This window comes from Claveliimonas bilis (assembly GCF_020892095.1).
GTDB lineage: Bacteria > Bacillota > Clostridia > Lachnospirales > Lachnospiraceae > Claveliimonas > Claveliimonas bilis.
Genome location: NZ_AP024845.1, coordinates 2898821 through 2916271 on the forward strand (window position 1 = coordinate 2898821; position 17451 = coordinate 2916271).

Annotated in this window: 22 protein-coding genes; all 22 read left to right on the top strand. The window is 43.4% G+C overall.

Annotation, left to right across the window (positions count from 1 at the left end; translation table 11 throughout):
- Positions 1–5: 5 nt before the first annotated feature.
- The 22 genes from EUBC25_RS14015 (at position 6) to EUBC25_RS14120 (ending at position 17389) form a co-directional block, all read left to right on the top strand.
- On the top strand, positions 6–749 hold the full coding sequence (locus EUBC25_RS14015; protein WP_230106098.1) for an ABC transporter ATP-binding protein: 744 nt from the start codon (positions 6–8) through the stop codon (positions 747–749).
- A gap of 2 nt (positions 750–751) precedes the next feature.
- Positions 752–2224 carry a sulfatase family protein gene (locus EUBC25_RS14020; RefSeq protein ID WP_230106099.1) on the top strand — a complete coding sequence of 491 codons (1473 nt, stop codon included), beginning with the start codon at positions 752–754 and terminating at the stop codon, positions 2222–2224.
- 69 nt (positions 2225–2293) lie between these two features.
- Complete coding sequence (locus tag EUBC25_RS14025; RefSeq protein WP_230106100.1) at positions 2294–3364, top strand: anaerobic sulfatase maturase; 1071 nt, start codon at positions 2294–2296, stop codon at positions 3362–3364.
- Between the two features lie 188 nt (positions 3365–3552).
- A complete protein-coding gene (locus tag EUBC25_RS14030; RefSeq protein WP_230106101.1) occupies positions 3553–5418 on the top strand; it encodes a TIGR03960 family B12-binding radical SAM protein in 1866 nt (621 codons plus the stop codon).
- On the top strand, positions 5402–6118 hold the full coding sequence (locus tag EUBC25_RS14035; protein WP_230106102.1) for a TIGR03936 family radical SAM-associated protein: 717 nt from the start codon (positions 5402–5404) through the stop codon (positions 6116–6118). Before EUBC25_RS14030 ends, EUBC25_RS14035 begins: the two co-directional genes overlap by 17 nt.
- A gap of 55 nt (positions 6119–6173) precedes the next feature.
- Positions 6174–6653, top strand: coding sequence for a Cys-tRNA(Pro) deacylase (gene ybaK / locus EUBC25_RS14040; protein ID WP_230106103.1), 480 nt, complete (start codon positions 6174–6176; stop codon positions 6651–6653).
- A gap of 25 nt (positions 6654–6678) precedes the next feature.
- Entirely contained in the window at positions 6679–7350 is a 672-nt protein-coding gene (locus EUBC25_RS14045) for an HAD family hydrolase (RefSeq protein ID WP_230106104.1), read from the top strand.
- A 3-nt stretch (positions 7351–7353) separates the two neighbouring features.
- The gene (locus EUBC25_RS14050; protein ID WP_230106105.1) at positions 7354–8688 is read left to right on the top strand and encodes an aspartate kinase; all 1335 of its coding nucleotides are present in this window, start codon (positions 7354–7356) and stop codon (positions 8686–8688) included.
- 28 nt (positions 8689–8716) lie between these two features.
- Entirely contained in the window at positions 8717–9142 is a 426-nt protein-coding gene (locus EUBC25_RS14055; protein WP_230106106.1) for a CBS domain-containing protein, read from the top strand.
- Entirely contained in the window at positions 9139–9927 is a 789-nt protein-coding gene (locus tag EUBC25_RS14060; protein WP_230106107.1) for an amidohydrolase family protein, read from the top strand. Before EUBC25_RS14055 ends, EUBC25_RS14060 begins: the two co-directional genes overlap by 4 nt.
- A 60-nt stretch (positions 9928–9987) precedes the next feature.
- The gene (gene asnA / locus EUBC25_RS14065) at positions 9988–10998 is read left to right on the top strand and encodes an aspartate--ammonia ligase (RefSeq protein ID WP_230106108.1); all 1011 of its coding nucleotides are present in this window, start codon (positions 9988–9990) and stop codon (positions 10996–10998) included.
- A gap of 151 nt (positions 10999–11149) precedes the next feature.
- Complete coding sequence (gene rplU, locus EUBC25_RS14070) at positions 11150–11458, top strand: 50S ribosomal protein L21 (protein WP_230106109.1); 309 nt, start codon at positions 11150–11152, stop codon at positions 11456–11458.
- An 18-nt stretch (positions 11459–11476) separates the two neighbouring features.
- A complete protein-coding gene (locus EUBC25_RS14075; protein ID WP_230106110.1) occupies positions 11477–11809 on the top strand; it encodes a ribosomal-processing cysteine protease Prp in 333 nt (110 codons plus the stop codon).
- A gap of 5 nt (positions 11810–11814) precedes the next feature.
- Positions 11815–12099, top strand: coding sequence for a 50S ribosomal protein L27 (rpmA, locus tag EUBC25_RS14080; protein WP_033125260.1), 285 nt, complete (start codon positions 11815–11817; stop codon positions 12097–12099).
- A gap of 110 nt (positions 12100–12209) precedes the next feature.
- A complete protein-coding gene (gene obgE / locus EUBC25_RS14085; protein ID WP_230106111.1) occupies positions 12210–13493 on the top strand; it encodes a GTPase ObgE in 1284 nt (427 codons plus the stop codon).
- 12 nt (positions 13494–13505) lie between these two features.
- The gene (gene yhbY / locus EUBC25_RS14090; RefSeq protein WP_230106112.1) at positions 13506–13796 is read left to right on the top strand and encodes a ribosome assembly RNA-binding protein YhbY; all 291 of its coding nucleotides are present in this window, start codon (positions 13506–13508) and stop codon (positions 13794–13796) included.
- A 32-nt stretch (positions 13797–13828) separates the two neighbouring features.
- A complete protein-coding gene (nadD, locus tag EUBC25_RS14095; RefSeq protein ID WP_230106113.1) occupies positions 13829–14437 on the top strand; it encodes a nicotinate-nucleotide adenylyltransferase in 609 nt (202 codons plus the stop codon).
- 20 nt (positions 14438–14457) lie between these two features.
- Positions 14458–15045, top strand: coding sequence for a bis(5'-nucleosyl)-tetraphosphatase (symmetrical) YqeK (gene yqeK / locus EUBC25_RS14100; RefSeq protein ID WP_230106114.1), 588 nt, complete (start codon positions 14458–14460; stop codon positions 15043–15045).
- A gap of 3 nt (positions 15046–15048) precedes the next feature.
- On the top strand, positions 15049–15405 hold the full coding sequence (gene rsfS, locus EUBC25_RS14105; RefSeq protein ID WP_230106115.1) for a ribosome silencing factor: 357 nt from the start codon (positions 15049–15051) through the stop codon (positions 15403–15405).
- 194 nt (positions 15406–15599) lie between these two features.
- Positions 15600–15797, top strand: coding sequence for a hypothetical protein (locus EUBC25_RS14110; RefSeq protein WP_230106116.1), 198 nt, complete (start codon positions 15600–15602; stop codon positions 15795–15797).
- A gap of 256 nt (positions 15798–16053) precedes the next feature.
- Positions 16054–16680, top strand: coding sequence for a TetR/AcrR family transcriptional regulator (locus EUBC25_RS14115; protein ID WP_230106117.1), 627 nt, complete (start codon positions 16054–16056; stop codon positions 16678–16680).
- The gene (locus tag EUBC25_RS14120) at positions 16673–17389 is read left to right on the top strand and encodes an L-2-amino-thiazoline-4-carboxylic acid hydrolase (protein ID WP_230106118.1); all 717 of its coding nucleotides are present in this window, start codon (positions 16673–16675) and stop codon (positions 17387–17389) included. The genes EUBC25_RS14115 and EUBC25_RS14120 overlap by 8 nt, the downstream gene beginning before the upstream one ends.
- Positions 17390–17451: the final 62 nt, after the last annotated feature.

Consider the following 17451-nt stretch of genomic DNA (forward strand, 5'->3'; position numbering starts at 1 on the left):
ATTTTATGAAGGAAGATACAATTGTAGAAGTAAAGAATCTCACAAAAAAGTTTGGAGATCTGCTGGTGCTGGATAATATCTCTTTCGAAATCAAAAGAGGCGATCTCTTATGTGTTGTAGGACCTACAGGCTGTGGAAAAACGACATTTTTGAACAGCCTCACGAAATTATATGATATTACATCCGGACAAATTCTTTTAGATGGGGAAACAGTAAACTTATCAAAGCATAATATTGCATACATTTTTCAGGAAACATCTACAATGCCATGGCTGACTGTAGAAAAAAATGTATCTTTTGGTCTTGATATTAAGCATGTTCCGGAAGCAGAGAAGAAAAAAAGGGTAGAAGAGGTATTGGAGATAGTCGGTTTAATAGATTATCGGAAATATTATCCACGACAATTATCCTCAAGCATGCAGCAAAGAGTAGTAATTGCAAGAGCATTTGCCACAAAACCGGAGTTATTATTAATGGATGAACCATATGCGCAATTAGATGTAGAACTACGTTTCCGATTAGAAGATGAATTGGTAAAATTGTGGGAACAAACCGGGACAACAGTATTATTTATTACACATAATATCGAAGAAGCGGTCTATTTAGGGGAAAATATTATGATCTTGACGAATAAACCTACCAAGGTAAAAAAGACTCTCCCTAATTCAATACCAAGACCCCGTGATATTTCAGCTCCAGAATTTGTGAAACTAAGAAACCAGGTAACAGAATTAATCAAGTGGTGGTAAAAATGAAAGAGAAATTGAATATTGTATGGTTTTGCACAGATCAGCAAAGATATGATACAATCCATTCTCTTGGGAATCCGTACATACACACACCAAATTTAGACAGGCTGGTCAGGGAAGGAGTCGCTTTTACAAAAGCTTATACACAATGTCCAATATGTACACCAAGCCGTTCTTCCTTCTTAACAGGGCGGTACCCAAGAACAACAAGGGCCTTTTATAATGGAAATGATAAATATTCAAAAGATGAAGTACTTGTTACAAAACTATTGCAGGAAACCGGATATACCTGTGGATTGACAGGAAAATTGCATCTGACTTCTCCGCAGGGACGCATGGAAAAACGCACCGATGACGGATATACGTATTTTCAATGGAGTCACCATCCGCATAACGATTGGCCAAATGGTGAAAATGATTACCAGAACTGGTTAAAGCAAAAAGGTATCTGCTGGGAAGAAGTATACGGTGGAAGATATACCAGTATGTCACGGTGGCCTCCCATTGAAAATGAAAATTTTTCCGGAAAGGAAGTAGGCGTTCCTGCTGAATATCATCAGACAACTTGGTGTGTAGAAAAGGCAATTGAATTTATAGATCAAAATAAAGAAACTCCATGGCTGATTAGTATCAACCCATTTGATCCGCATCCTCCGCTAGATCCACCGCAGGAGTATAAGGACAGGTTGAAAATAGAAGATATGCCTCTTCCACTGTGGAAAGACGGAGAATTGAAGAATAAACCTTCTCATCAGCAGCTGGATTATAAAATCGGCGGTCAGAACGGAGCAACTGATTCTATTGTCGGGATGAGTGATGATGACAAGAGAGAAAAAATACGGGATTATTATGCAGAGATCGAGCTTATTGATGATCAGCTGGGTAGATTGATGGAATATTTAGACCGCACAGGACAGAGAGAAAATACTATGATCATTTTTATGAGTGATCACGGAGAAATGAATGGAGATCACGGATTATACTGGAAAGGAGCTTATTTTTATGAGGCATTGGTGCATGTTCCGTTGATCATTTCATGTCCATCGAGATTTCAGCAAAATGTTATTTGCGATGCATTGGTGGAACTGGTAGATATTGCGCCGACGATTCTGGAAACAATTGGAGAAGAAATCCCGTTTTATATGCAGGGAAAAAGTTTATATTCTATTTTGACGGGAGCAACATCCTTGCATCACCATAAAGACTCTGTCTATAGTGAGTTCTATTACTGCCTGAAAGGATGTCATGAGGATAGATTTGCAACCATGTATTTTGATGGGCGGTATAAAATTGTAACTTACTGTAATATGGATGAGGGAGAGCTTTATGATCTGGAAACAGATCCGTCTGAATTTGACAATTTGTGGGATGATCCAACTTATCACAGTCTGCGGGAAGAAATGATTAAAAAGAATTTTGATAAAGCGTTAATGTGTAATATGGATTTTTCCATGAACCCCCTTTATGAATATTAGTTCCAGAAGATAGATGTGTTTTATGTAGGGGAGGAATGAACAACGAATAGACGGGAAGTATTATATTTATTGATAAAACCTGCCTCTGGTGCCTGTAACCTGCAGTGTACCTACTGCTTCTACAGAGATGAAATTAAAAAAAGGAAAGTGGAATATTGTGGTAAAATGTCAGAGAAGACCTTAAGAAATATTATAAAAAAGGCCTCTTATCATGAATGCAAAGAGTGTGTACTCGCATTTCAGGGAGGGGAGCCTACATTGGCTGGTCTCGACTTTTTCCAAAAAGCAGTGGAATATGAAAAAGAGCTTGCAGAACAGGATATACGATTTGTGAATACTATTCAGACAAATGGATACGGACTGGATAAAGAATGGGTAAAATTTTTTGCTGAAAATCAATTTCTTGTAGGAGTTTCGTTAGACGGGACATCTTATACACATAATGCATATAGACGAACCAAAGAAGAATTGGAAACATTTGAACCTGTAATGCAGTTTATTGGCTGGTTGAAAGAGTATAATGTGAAATTTAACATTTTAACAGTTGTAACGGAAAAGATGGCATTTTCAGCAAAAAGAATATATCGTTTTTTTACAAAAAACCAGTTTTATAATATGCAATTTATTCCATGTATCGATCCTTTAGATGGAGAAAGATCTGAATGCAGTCTGACAGCTAAAGGCTATGGACGCTTTCTATGTGAATTATTCGATGAATGGTATGCAGATATTCTTGCAGGAAAGAGAATTTATATCCGGCAATTTGAAGATTATTTATTGCTGGCAAAATGTGGAAGGGCAGAAAGCTGCGGTACAAATGGCAGCTGTGGTATTCAATATGTAATTGAAGCTGATGGTGGAATTTACCCATGCGACTTTTATGTGTTAGATCAATATTGTCTGGGAAATATTAACCAAATCAGCTATCAAGAGAGCGAAAAAAGAGGTCAGCAGATTGAATTTTTTCAAAAATCGAGAGAAATACCTCCCGAATGTAGCGATTGTCCATATTACTTATTATGCAGGAATGGATGCTTCCGTTATAGAGAGAAGGATTTTCTAAAAAACAAGTTCTGTGAATCTTACAAAGATTTTTTTGCATATGCAGGGGATAGGCTGATCTGGATGAGTAGATGGTAATATAGTATAAAAGCAAAAAGAGGCGTTTCCTCCCGTCTTTCAATAGACGGGAGGTTTTTGTGTGTATAATCATAAAACTATTTATAGAAATTAAATAAAATTTGAAAATCTTTTCATAATACGTTACACTACTAAGTGTTTACAAAGTATAGAGTACTTTCATAAAACAATATGAAACAGGAGTATATATGAGAAAATTAGCATTAGATGATGAAATATTATTGAAAATCGAGAAGCCGGCCCGTTACATTGGCGGTGAGGTTAATTCTGTGATGAAGGATAAAGATAAAGTGGAAGTCCGCTTTGCCATGTGCTTCCCCGACGTTTACGAAATTGGAATGTCTCACCTGGGCATCCAGATTCTTTATGATATGTTTAATCGGATGGAAGATGTGTGGTGTGAACGGGTATATTCCCCCTGGGTGGACTTAGATGAGATCATGCGCCGGGAAGACATTCCTCTTTTTGCGCTGGAATCCCAGGATCCTATCCGGGATTTTGATTTCCTGGGCATTACGATCCAGTACGAAATGTGTTACACAAACATTCTTCAGGTACTGGATCTTAGTCATATTCCGCTGCGTTCTTTGGAACGGACAGAGGAGGACCCAATTGTCATAGGAGGAGGCCCCTGTGCCTACAATCCGGAGCCTCTTGCGCCATTCTTCGACCTTTTCTATATCGGTGAGGGCGAGACGGTATACCGGCAGCTTCTGGATCTTTATAAAGAGAATAAGAAAAGAGGCGGAAACCGTATGGATTTTCTTGAGATGGCGGCAAGTGTAGAGGGGATTTATGTGCCTGCTTTCTATACCGTTTCCTATCATGAGGACGGAACTCTTGCTTCCTTTACTCCTGACCGTTCCTGTGCACCGGTAACCATAAAGAAACAGGTTGTGATGGATATGGAGGAAACAACATATCCGGAAGCTCCGGTAGTTCCTTTTATCAAAGTGACCCAGGACCGGGTTGTGCTGGAGATCCAGAGGGGCTGTATCCGGGGGTGCCGTTTCTGTCAGGCCGGAATGCTTTACCGTCCTACCCGGGAGAGAAACGTAGAAGATTTAAAAGAATATGCATGGAAAATGCTGAAAAATACGGGACATGAGGAGATTTCATTAAGTTCGTTAAGTTCCAGCGATTACAGCCAATTAAAAGAAATTGTTACTTTTCTGATTGAAGAATTTAAGGATGCGGGAATCAATATTTCTCTTCCATCGCTTAGAATAGACGCGTTCTCTTTGGATGTAATGAGCAAAGTACAGGATATTCGTAAAAGCAGTCTTACCTTCGCACCGGAGGCAGGCTCTCAGCGTATGCGCAATGTCATTAACAAAGGGCTGACAGAGGAAGATATTCTGGGAGGAGCAGGAGCGGCATTTGAAGGAGGATGGAATAAAGTAAAGCTTTACTTTATGCTGGGGCTTCCAACCGAAACACAGGAAGATATGGAAGCTATTGCTGTTCTTGCAGACAAGGTGGCAAGGCGTTACTATGAGATTCCCAAGGAACAAAGAAATGGAAAATGTCAGATTACGGCCAGTTCTTCTTTCTTCATTCCCAAACCTTTTACTCCGTTTCAGTGGGCTAAGATGTATAAGAATGAAGAATATATTGCCAGGGCGGCAATTGTAAAACATGCGTTCCAGAATCAGCTGAACCGTAAAAGTCTGAAATACAATTGGCACGATGCGGAAGTGACTGTTCTGGAAGGCGTTCTTGCCAGAGGAGACAGAAGGGTTGCGGATGTCATTATGACTGCCTATCAGATGGGGTGCATTTACGATGCCTGGACAGAACATTTTGATTATGAAAAATGGCTGAAAGCTTTTGAGGACAACGGGCTGGATATTGCTTTTTATAATGAGAGGGAACGCTCCCTGGACGAGCTTTTCCCCTGGGATTTTATTGATATCGGCGTGACAAAAGAGTTTTTAAAACGAGAGTGGGAACATGCTATGAAAGGAGAAGTTACTCCAAACTGCCGCCAGCAATGTTCCGGATGCGGTGTGGCAAAATGGAAAGGAGGTGTCTGTGTTGAAGGTAAGAATTAAATTCCGTAAATACGGCATTATGCGTTTTATCGGACATCTGGATGTAATGCGTTTTTTTCAGAAAGCGATGAGAAGGGCACAAATTCCCATTGCTTTTACAGGCGGATACAGTCCCCATATGATCATGTCTTTTGCACAGCCGTTGGGGATTGGGCTTACCAGCGACGCAGAATACATGGATATTGAGCTGGCAGGAGAGATTTCTTCTTCAGAGGCATTACAGGCGTTAAATCAGGTAATGGCAGAAGGAATTGAAGTTTTAAGCTTTCGTCAGATCGCGGAGGATAAGAAAAGCAGCGGCATGACCATTGTTGCGGCGGCAGATTATCTTGTGACGGTCAAAGAAAGCGACAGTAAAGGACAAGGATTCCCGGATTTCTGGAAAAATGAGCTGAAAACTTTCCTTGACAGTCCGGAAATTCTGATCATGAAGAAAACAAAGCGCAGTGAGAAAGAGACAGATATCCGGCCTTTGATCTATCAGATGGAGCTCAGAGAGCAGGGCATGTACCTGAAACTGGCTGCCGGAAGTGAAGCAAATCTGAAGCCGGATCTTGTCATGGATGCTTTCTATGAAAAGAGCGGGCATGACAAGAAAGAAAAGCTCCATTTTCACAGACTGGAATTGTATGCAGAGAATCCGGGCAGTCAGGAAAGCCGTTTCTGTACGCTGGAATCTCTTGGGACAGACATTGTATAAGCTGATACTTGCGCAAAGCACGGAATTAGTGGTATGATAGGAAACTGGAGGAGTTATGGGTAAAAAAGAGTTAAAGACAAATGCGATGCGCATTCTTGACAGGGAAAAAGTCTCTTATACATATCAGACTTATGAATGCAGCGAATTTACAGACGGAATCCATGTAGCTGACCAGCTGGGGCTTCCCCATGAACAGGTGTTTAAAACACTGGTTACGATTGGAAAGACAGGTGGTCATTATGTTTTTGTCATTCCAATTGCCAGAGAAATTGATCTGAAAAAAGCAGCCCGCGCGGTACATGAAAAGTCTCTGGAAATGCTTCCTTTAAAAGAGCTTACCAAAGTAACTGGTTATGTGCGGGGAGGATGTACCTCAATAGGTATGAAGAAACCGTTTCCAACTGTCATACAAAGGGAGGCACAGGAAATGGAATGGATCTATATCAGCGGCGGTAAGCTGGGAATGCAGCTTCGGCTTTCTCCGCTGGATCTGAAAAAAGTAACTTCGGCTGAATTTGCCGATGTTACAGTTTAAAAATCAAGGACAGCGGAGATAAAAAATGGAAAGTGTCAAGATCACAAATAGAGGAGAAGATATTGTATCTGTTCTGAAAAGGACAGATACCATAATTTTTGATATCGGAAATGTACTTCTTGCCTATGACTGGAGGAGCTATCTTCAGGAATTTGATTTCTCGCCGGAGGTCTTTCGGATCATTGCAGAGGCAGTGTTCCTGAATGAAGACTGGGAAAGGGGAGATCAGGGCGGGATTACTTCCCGGCAGTGGGAAGAGCTTTTTCTGGAAAATGCTCCGGGATATGAGAAGGAAATCCGGCAGGTTTTTGACGGACTTTCCCATACGATCCGTCCTCTTCCCTATACAACGGAACTGACGGAAGGATTGAAAAGGCAGGGATACCGGCTTTTCTATCTTTCCAATTATTCAGAACACCTCTATCATGCTACGAAACATCTGATGGGCTTTCTGGATATTTTTGACGGAGGGATTTTTTCTTACAAGGCGGGATGCATTAAACCGGACAGACATATATACAGGCTCCTGTTGGAGACATATTCTATTTCTCCGTACAACGCTCTTTTCCTGGATGACCGCGAGGAAAATGTGAAGGCGGCGTTGGATATAGGGCTGAATGGGGCGGTGTTTACTTCGGAAACCCCATATCATATACTGGAATATTTGAGAAGCAAGGACAAGACAAAGGAGACTTAACAGATGAAGAAAGTTGTAAAATTTGGCGGCAGCTCTCTGGCAAGTGCCGAACAGTTTAAAAAAGTAGGATATATCATCCGGCAGGATGATACAAGGCGATATGTTGTCCCCTCGGCGCCGGGGAAACGTTTTGCAGGAGACACCAAGGTGACAGATATGCTGTACAGCTGTTATCTTCTGGCACTTCGGGAGGAAGAAGAACAGGAAGAGGAATTTGAGGCTTTGCTGCAGGCCATCAAGGAGAGGTATGATGAGATTATCAGCGGTCTGGGACTTCACCTGGATCTGGAACCGGAATTTCGTGTGATCCGTGAAAACTTCAGCCGGAAGATCGGACGTGATTATGCCGCATCGCGTGGAGAGTATTTAAATGGTCTTGTGATGGCAGAATATCTGGGATATGAATTTATTGATGCGGCAGAAGTGATTTTCTTTAAGGAATCCGGCAATTTTGACGCAAGAAAGACAAACCGTGTTCTTTCAGAGAGGCTATCTTCCTGTGAAAGAGCAGTTATTCCGGGATTTTACGGAGCCCTTCCCAATGGAAAGATCAAAACCTTCTCCAGAGGCGGATCCGATGTGACAGGATCTATTGTAGCAAAAGCGGTACATGCGGATCTTTATGAAAACTGGACAGATGTTTCCGGATTTCTTGTGGCGGATCCGGGTATTGTTAAAAACCCTAAAGCCATTGATGTGATTACCTACCGTGAGCTTCGCGAGCTTTCCTACATGGGAGCTACTGTGCTCCACGAGGACGCTATTTTTCCGGTACGCGGCGAAGGAATCCCTATTAATATCAGGAATACCAATGCCCCGGAAGATAAGGGGACTCTGATCGTGGAGGCAACCTGCCGTACTCCGCGCTTTACTATCACTGGCATTGCCGGAAAAAGAGATTTTGCTTCCATCACAATAGAAAAAGCCATGATGAACGGGCAGGTGGGATTCTGCCACAAAGTGCTCGGCGTCTTTGCAGAGAATGATATTTCCATTGAACATATGCCTTCAGGGATTGATACCCTGACAGTTTTCGTACATCAGGATGAGTTTGAGGAAAAAGAACAGAAAGTCATTGCCGGCATTCACAGGGCGGTGGAACCGGATCTGGTAGAACTGGAATCAGATCTTGCTTTGATCGCTGTTGTGGGAAGAGGCATGAAAGCAACAAGAGGAACCTCGGGGCGCATCTTTTCTGCCCTGGCCCATGCCAATGTCAATGTCAAAATGATCGATCAGGGGTCCAGTGAGCTTAATATTATAATCGGAGTCCGCAATCATGATTTTGATGCAGCAATACGGGCTATTTATGATATTTTCGTTACCACTCAGATTTAAGCGTTAAAGGAGTAGAAACAGAGAAGAAATGAAAAACATATTATTTTTTCTGAAGCCGAAAGCAGAGATTGCTTACATATATGATTATCATACGATGCGGCAGGCGCTGGAGATCATGGAACATCACAAATATTCCTGTGTGCCTATTTTGAACCGTTATGGCAAATATGTAGGATCCATTACAGAAGGAGACCTTTTGTGGGATATTAAGAAAAGAGGGCTTTCCAGCATCCGCGATGCGGAAAATATAAGCATTATGAAAGTGGCGCGCCGCTTTGACTATCAAAGTGTCAGCGCCGAGTCAAGAATGGAAGATATGATAGGCAGGGCTATGGAGCAGAATTTTGTCCCTGTAGTAGATGATCAGGAAAACTTTATCGGAATTATTACAAGAAGAGATATCATCAGCTACTGTTACAGCCAGATGATGATGCAGGGAGGCGATTTGTTGTGATTGATTTTCATACACATATTTTCCCTGAAAAAATTGCAGAGAAAACACTGAAATTCCTGGCATCAAGATGTCATATTGATCCTTACACGGACGGAACCGCCCCGGGACTTTCAGCTTCAACAAAAGAGGCAGGACTGGAAATGTCTGTCATTCTTCCGGTAGTAACAAAACCGTCACAATTTCAGTCTATTAATCGCTTTGCCATGCAGTTTCAGGAAGGATCCCTTTTATCTTTTGGAGGAATCCATCCTGATAATGAGGATTACAAAGAGAAGCTGAAAGAATTGAAACATATGGGGTTTAAGGGCATCAAACTTCATCCCGACTACCAGGAGACTTTTATTGACGATATACGCTATAAACGGATCATCAGCTATGCTTCAGAGCTGGATTTGATCGTCAGTGTGCATGCAGGATTTGATCCGGGATATCCGGACTGCATCCACTGTCCTCCCCAAAAAGCGCTTGATGTTATTCGGGATGTACAGCCCCAAAATCTGGTGCTTGCGCATATGGGCGGCTTTATGATGTGGGATGAGGTGGAAGCGTATCTTACAGGAGAAAATATATGGATGGATACGGCGGCTGTCTTTGGACACATACCGGAAGAGCAGTTTGTACGTATCGTGCGTGCCCACGGTGCAGACAAGATTCTTTTTGCAACAGATTCCCCATGGGGAGGACAGAAAGAATTTGCAGAATATTTCAGGAATCTTCCGCTGTCTGATGAGGAAAAGGAAGCGATTGCCAGAGGAAATGCAAGAAAGCTTCTTGGAATGTCCTGATTTTTCCATTGCACTGCTTCCGGAAACAGATGAAAATTACAAAAAAAGGAGAGAATACATATGAGCAGTCTGATCAAACCAGAGGGATATTCTTCCCCGCTTACTATAAGAGAGACAGAGGTTGCCATCAAAGAAGTGAAAGACCATTTTGAACGTTCTCTTGCCAAGTCTTTGCATTTGACGAGAGTATCCGCCCCTCTGTTTGTTAAACCGGCCACCGGACTTAATGATAATCTTAACGGGGTGGAACGGCCGGTTGCATTCGGTATCAAAGAACAGGATGATGATGTGGCAGAGATCGTACATTCCCTTGCAAAGTGGAAAAGATACGCTCTGAAGCGCTACGGATTCCATTCCGGAGAAGGGCTTTATACAGATATGAATGCCATCCGCCGGGATGAGGATACAGACAACATTCATTCTATTTATGTGGATCAGTGGGACTGGGAGAAGGTTATTTCCAAAGAGGAAAGAAACATGGAGACACTTCAGTATACTGTCCGTAAAGTATATGAGGCATTGAAGGATACAGAGGCCTATATGTCAAGAAGATATAACTATATCGAGCCTCTTCTTCCGGATGAGATCTTCTTTATCACCTCACAGGAGCTGGAAGATATGTATCCGGACCTTACACCAAAGGAGAGAGAAAAGGCAATTGCCAGAGCAAAAAAAGCAGTATTTATCGCCCAGATAGGAAAAACGCTTGCTTCAGGCGAGAAGCATGACGGACGGGCGCCGGACTATGATGATTGGGAACTGAACGGAGATATCATTGTCTATTATCCGGTACTTGACATTGCCCTGGAGCTTTCTTCCATGGGGATCCGTGTAGATGAGGAAGCGCTCAAAAGCCAGCTTAAGGCAGCCGGATGTGAAGACCGCGCAAATCTTGCCTTCCAGAAAGCTCTGCTTGCAGGGGAGCTTCCCTATACGATAGGCGGCGGAATCGGTCAGTCCCGTATCTGTATGTACTGCCTTAGAAAAGCACATATCGGAGAGGTACAGTCCTCCATCTGGCCGGATGAGATGGTGGCAGATGCAGAGGCGCATCAGATACCGCTTTTGTAATAATTCGGGTAATTATTTGTACAAAAACTCTTGATTTTATAAATGCTTTATGCTACACTTCAATAGTATGCCGCACAGCGGGGTTTTAAAGTGCTGTCCAGATACGGATATGCCACCGAAGCTGGCGAGTAATGATAATAGGAGGTGCCATATGTACGCGATTATAGCAACAGGTGGTAAACAGTACAAAGTAGCCGAAGGCGATATCATTAAAGTAGAAAAACTTGGTGTGGAAGCTGGAGAGACTTATACATTTGACCAGGTGCTTGCAGTAAGCGATAACGAACTGAAGATCGGAAATCCCACTGTAGCAGGTGCAACTGTTGAGGCGTCCGTAGTAGAAAACGGAAAAGCTAAAAAAGTTATTGTTTACAAGTATAAGAGAAAAACCGGTTATCACAAGAAAAACGGTCACAGACAGCAGTACACAGCAGTTAAGATTGAAAAGATCAATGCTTAATCTTCCTGGAGGAATTTTATGATCCAGGTGACGATTTATCGTAATGAAAAAGAAGAGTGTTCGGGTTTCCTGGCAAGAGGGCATGCGGGCTTCAGCGAAGAAGGACAGGATATTGTCTGTGCAGCGGCTTCCGTTCTGATGATCAATACCGTCAATGCGATTGAAGCATTTGCCAGTGATAAAACCTCCCTCGTATCTGATGATATGGAGGGACTGATCGACTACCGGCTTAACGGCAGACCTTCCAGGGAAGCGTCACTGCTTTTAAAAGCCATGATTCTTGGTCTTACAGACATGGCAGACGATGAAAACTATTCAGAATATATTCAGGTAAGATTTGAGGAGGTGTAAAGACCATGATGAAATTAAACCTTCAGTTTTTCGCTCATAAAAAAGGGGTAGGTTCTACAAAGAACGGACGTGACTCCGAGTCTAAGAGATTAGGTGCTAAAAGAGCTGACGGACAGTTTGTAAAAGCTGGAAACATCCTTTACAGACAGCGCGGTACAAAGATCCATCCGGGTGTCAATGTAGGACGCGGTGGAGATGACACACTGTTCGCTTTAGTAGATGGTGTTGTCAGATTTGAAAGAAAAGGAAGAGATAAGAAACAGGTTTCTATCTATCCGGTAGCACAGTAATCATCGATGGTATGACCCTGCCGTTTTGAATGCGGCAGGGCCTTTTTGTAATATTGGTAATGCAGGGAACAAGGTTCCTTTTCATTTATTCTAATTTGAGGAGACAAAACATGTTTGCAGACAGAGCAAAAATATTCATCCGCTCCGGCAAAGGAGGAGATGGACACGTCAGTTTCCGCCGTGAACTGTATGTTCCCAACGGAGGACCGGACGGCGGTGACGGCGGACGTGGCGGGGATGTGATCTTTGAGGTAGATGAAGGGCTTAATACCCTTCAGGATTACCGCCATAGAAAAAAATTTGCAGCAAAGGATGGCGAACCGGGAGGGAAAAGGAAGTGTCACGGCGCTGATGCCGATGATATTGTGTTAAGAGTGCCGGAGGGAACTGTTATAAAAGAGGCTGAATCCGGTAAGGTCATCGCCGATATGTCCGGTGAGAACCGCCGTCAGATCATTTTGAAAGGCGGAAAAGGCGGACTTGGCAACCAGCATTTTGCGACAGCTACGATGCAGATTCCCAAATACGCACAGCCCGGACAGCCTGCACAGGAACTTTGGGTCAATCTGGAACTTAAGGTGATTGCAGATGTAGGACTGGTAGGATTTCCGAACGTGGGAAAATCCACCTTCCTTTCCAGGGTGACAAATGCGCGCCCCAAGATTGCCAACTATCATTTTACAACCTTAAATCCCAATCTTGGTGTGGTAGATATCCCGGGTGCAAAAGGATTTGTGATCGCAGATATACCGGGGCTTATTGAAGGCGCTTCCGAGGGTGTCGGCCTGGGCCATGAGTTCTTGCGTCACATTGAGAGAACAAAACTGATCATCCATGTGGTAGATGCAGCCGGAACGGAAGGCCGCGATCCTGTGGAAGATATTTATAAGATCAACGCCGAGCTTGCGGCTTATAATCCGGAGATTGCGGCAAGACCGCAGATCATTGCCGCCAACAAGATTGACGCTGTCTACAGTGAAGGAGAAGACCCTGTAGAGAGACTGAAAAAAGAATTTGAGCCAAAAGGCATGAAAGTTTTTCCGATTTCCGGCGTGACCGGCGAGGGAATTAAGGAACTCTTATATGAAGTTTCTGCACTTTTGGATCAAATGGACGACCAGCCTGTGATCTTCCAGCAGGAATACTTTCCGGAAGAGGAGCTCATTCATGCAGATCTTCCCTACACAGTTGTCAAAGAGGATGACATGTATGTGGTGGAAGGTCCTAAGATTGAAAAAATGCTGGGATATACAAATCTGGATTCCGAAAAAGGATTTCAGTTTTTCCAGAAATTCCTGAAAGATACAGGAATTTTGGATGAGCTGGAAGCTGCCGGAATACAGGAAGGAGATACAGTAAAGATGTATGGCCTTCAGTTTGATTATTATAAATAGAAGGAGACTGTTATGACGACAAAGCAAAGAGCCTATCTGAAAAGTCTTGCCATGACAATGGATCCGATTTTTCAGATTGGGAAAAACAGTATGACTCCGGAGCTTACAAAGGCCGTTTCCGAAGCGCTTGAAGCCCGGGAGCTCATTAAGATAAGTGTTCTTCAAAACTGTGCGGATGATCCAAAAGAACTTGCCGCAGTGCTGGCTGAGCGGACCCGCTCCCAGGTGGTACAGGTCATCGGAAAGAAGATCGTCCTTTATAAAGAAGGAAAAGACGAAAAGAAAAAAATTGAGTTGCCATAATTATTTTATGTAACTCATCGTAAAGGAGACCTATGAAAATCGGAATTATGGGCGGAACTTTTGATCCCATTCACAATGGACATCTGATGCTGGGAGACTATGCCTGCAGGGAATATTTCCTGGATGAAGTCTGGTTCATGCCAAATGGAAATCCGCCTCACAAAGACAATGCTTCTATTGAGCTTTCAGCCGAAGAGAGGGCCAGGATGGTATCTCTGGCAATCAGGGAATATCCAAGTTTCCGTCTGGAGGATTATGAGATAAAGAGAAGCTGTGTCAGCTGTTCCTATGAAACGATGGAACATCTGACGAAACTTTATCCAAAAGACAGTTTTTATTTTATCATCGGCGCGGATTCTCTCTTTGCCATTGAAACGTGGAGGTCGCCGGAGCGTCTTTTCGCAACCTGTACGATTCTGGCAGCCTTTCGAGGGGACAAGAACAGCCGGGCTATCATGAACGGGAAGATCAGAAGGCTTAGACGGAAATATGACGCAGATATCCGGCTTTTGGATACACCTGTCATGGATGTTTCTTCTCATGAACTCCGCAGATGGATACGTGAGGGAAAGGATGTGAGTGCACTTCTCCCTAAGACGGTAGAAGCATATATAGATGAACATCAGTTATACAGACAGTGACGATAAAGAAGGTGAAACTAATGAATGAAACGATCACCAAAATGCAGAAGAGGCTGAAAAAGCATCTTGATCGTGAGAGATATGAGCACACTCTCGGCGTTATGTATACAGCGGGAGCTCTTGCAATGCGTTATGAGTGTGACCTGGAGCAGGCACTGACAGCCGGACTGCTTCACGACTGTGCCAAATGTATACCGGGAGAAAAGAAGATCCGGATGTGCGACAAATATCATCTCCACGTGTCGGAGGTAGAGCTTGCGAATCCTTCTTTGCTGCATGCAAGGCTGGGCGCTTTTCTTGCAGCGAAAAGATATCATGTGGATGATAAAACGGTGATCAATGCAATTGCATGTCATACGACAGGGCGGCCGGAAATGACTTTGCTTGACAAGATCATCTATATTGCGGACTATATCGAGCCTGGGCGTCAGGAACTTCCAAACATGGCTGTTGTCCGTCGTCTGGCATTTGAAGATATTGATGAATGCCTTTATCGTATCTTGAAGGATTCCCTTGTTTATCTCAATTCAAGAGGAATCCCCATTGATCCTATGACAGAAAAGACTTATTTATATTATAAAAAATATCTGGGAAAGGAGGAGGCGTAGTATATGACCGAAAGTTCAAAGAAAATGGCCCTTGCTGCATACCGTGCACTGGACGAAAAAAAGGGAAGTGAGATCCGTGTCATTGATATTTCCAATGTTTCCGTCATTGCCGATTATTTCGTGATCGCAACCGGAAACAGTTCCAGCCAGGTAAACGCTTTGGTGGACAGTGTGGAAGAGAAGATGCACAAAGCTGGATTTTCCTTAAGACAGAAAGAAGGACGGGCAGGCGGAAGCTGGGTTCTTCTGGATTATAATGATATTATCGTTCATATTTTTGATAAGGAGAACCGTTCTTTCTATAACCTGGAACACGTGTGGAGCGACGGCCAGGCAGTAGATCCGGAGACGTTAGCATAACTATAAAAGAGCAGGAATATCTGTTTTATGATACAGATGTTTCTGCTCTTTGTTCTGATCGGCACTTCTTTAAATATAGTGCAGTAACTAATCGCCATTGTACTTTTTTGGGTTTCATCCTCCAAAATATATTTAAAAGCAAAGAAACAGAAAATCCTTTTTACACAAATATAATGCGAGGAGGTAATTATATAGTGAAACGCTCGTTTATGGCAACTTTCCTGATACTTTTGATTGCTGTCAGTATGGTGGCCTGTGGTCGGGCGAACGATAATATTGGCAATGATAATGGAAACGCATCTACAGCATCACAGAAACAGACAGAATATCTAGAAGCGATTCCAGAGGAGTATTTTGAAAATGCAGAACAACAGGGCCAGGTCTTCAGGTGACTTATCAAAGTCAGGATTATACCGGGAACGATACTGCTATCACAAAACCTGCTTTTGTCTATTTGCCCTATGGATACGATGAGAATGACACGGATACCCGGTACGATATTCTTTATCGGTTTATCACTTGGAAGAACTTTTATGCTGTTTAGGCATTTTTCAATACACAGGCAAGAAGGAGCTTGACAAGAATCAGTTTTTTACGCATAATATATCTAAGATACATAGCTAAGATATATGAAGGAGGGGATTCGGCATGGAAATACCTGAAACGCAGCAGAAGATCCTGAACAGTGCCAAACGCTGGTTTTTGGAAAAAGGTTTCAAATCGGCTCCACTGCGCAAGATTGTGAATGATGTGGGCTTTACTCTTGGTGCGTTCTATGGCTACTACAAAAATAAAGAGGAACTGTTCTACGCCTTAACGGACGAGACGGCGCAGGGCCTTGCCACCATTATACGCTCCATCGGGGAGGATATGCAGAAACTCCCACCAGAACAGATGCTCTATTCCATGCTGGACTGCTATCTGCGTCGCCTTCCGGAGTTGGCAGATTATCTTTGCGCTCACCGGGAAGAAATGGTGTTACTACTTCGCTGTGCTGAGGGAACGAAGTATGAAAACTTCTTTGACAGTTTCCGCATAATGAACATCGAACGGATTACGCAGGGGGTGGAAACTGCTGAGCATACGCCAAAGGCTCTGCTAGGCATCGACCCCGGTTCCCTTGACCTGATGATGCGGGGCTATTTTGATATGCTCGCCCACATCATTCTGGAAACCGAGGATAAGGAAACAATCATCCGGCGGATGCGTGACGTCGCACTGGTATACCGCAACGGAATGCTCAGTTTAATGGAGGAGGAAACGGATCATGCATGAATATTATCGGAACAATATCCTGAAATTAAAAAAGGAAAACGAGGGTTATCTTCGCTTTGTGAAAGTGGAACTGGAACAGAACGCCGGCAAACCTTACAGCGAGGTATGGGAGGAAATCTGGGGCTTCTATGAAAAGAATCTGCTGGAGCATTTCCCTTACATCGGCGGTGACAAAGTCAGCGGGACAAAGAACCTCACTGGCGCTTACATTTTTGTGGCGATGGGCGAGGTACTTAAACGCTACGGTGTTTCTGTGGAGGGTTCGGCACGTCTGATGGTGCTGGCTTATGAGCGAAAGTATCAGGCTATCCCACACCCCGTCCGGGCAGTTATGAGGAAGATATTTTCCTCGCCCAGGCTTGTCACGAAGATGTATCGAAAGAAAGACCGGGAGAATACGGAGAACGCTGCAAAATATCCCGGCAGCTTTGAAACAAAAACCATGCAGCCGCCTGCAGAGGGCTGCGTCTTTACTTATCATACTCTCGTTTGCCCACTGTCCGATTTCGCAAAAAAATACGGCTACGAAGAATATATGCCCTATCTCTGCAATTTGGACTATGTGATGTTCGGCGTGTTGGGCGTACCGCTGTACCGAAGGCATACCTGCTTTGCCAACGGCGACTACTGTGACTTCAGCCTAAAATCGGGTGTGCAGCCATTACCATACTGGCCGCCGGTATTTACACAGGGGAAAGGTTATCAATAAGAAATATACGGAAACACTCACCCAATTCCGGATGAATAAACCGGTATTACAAATCTGATGAA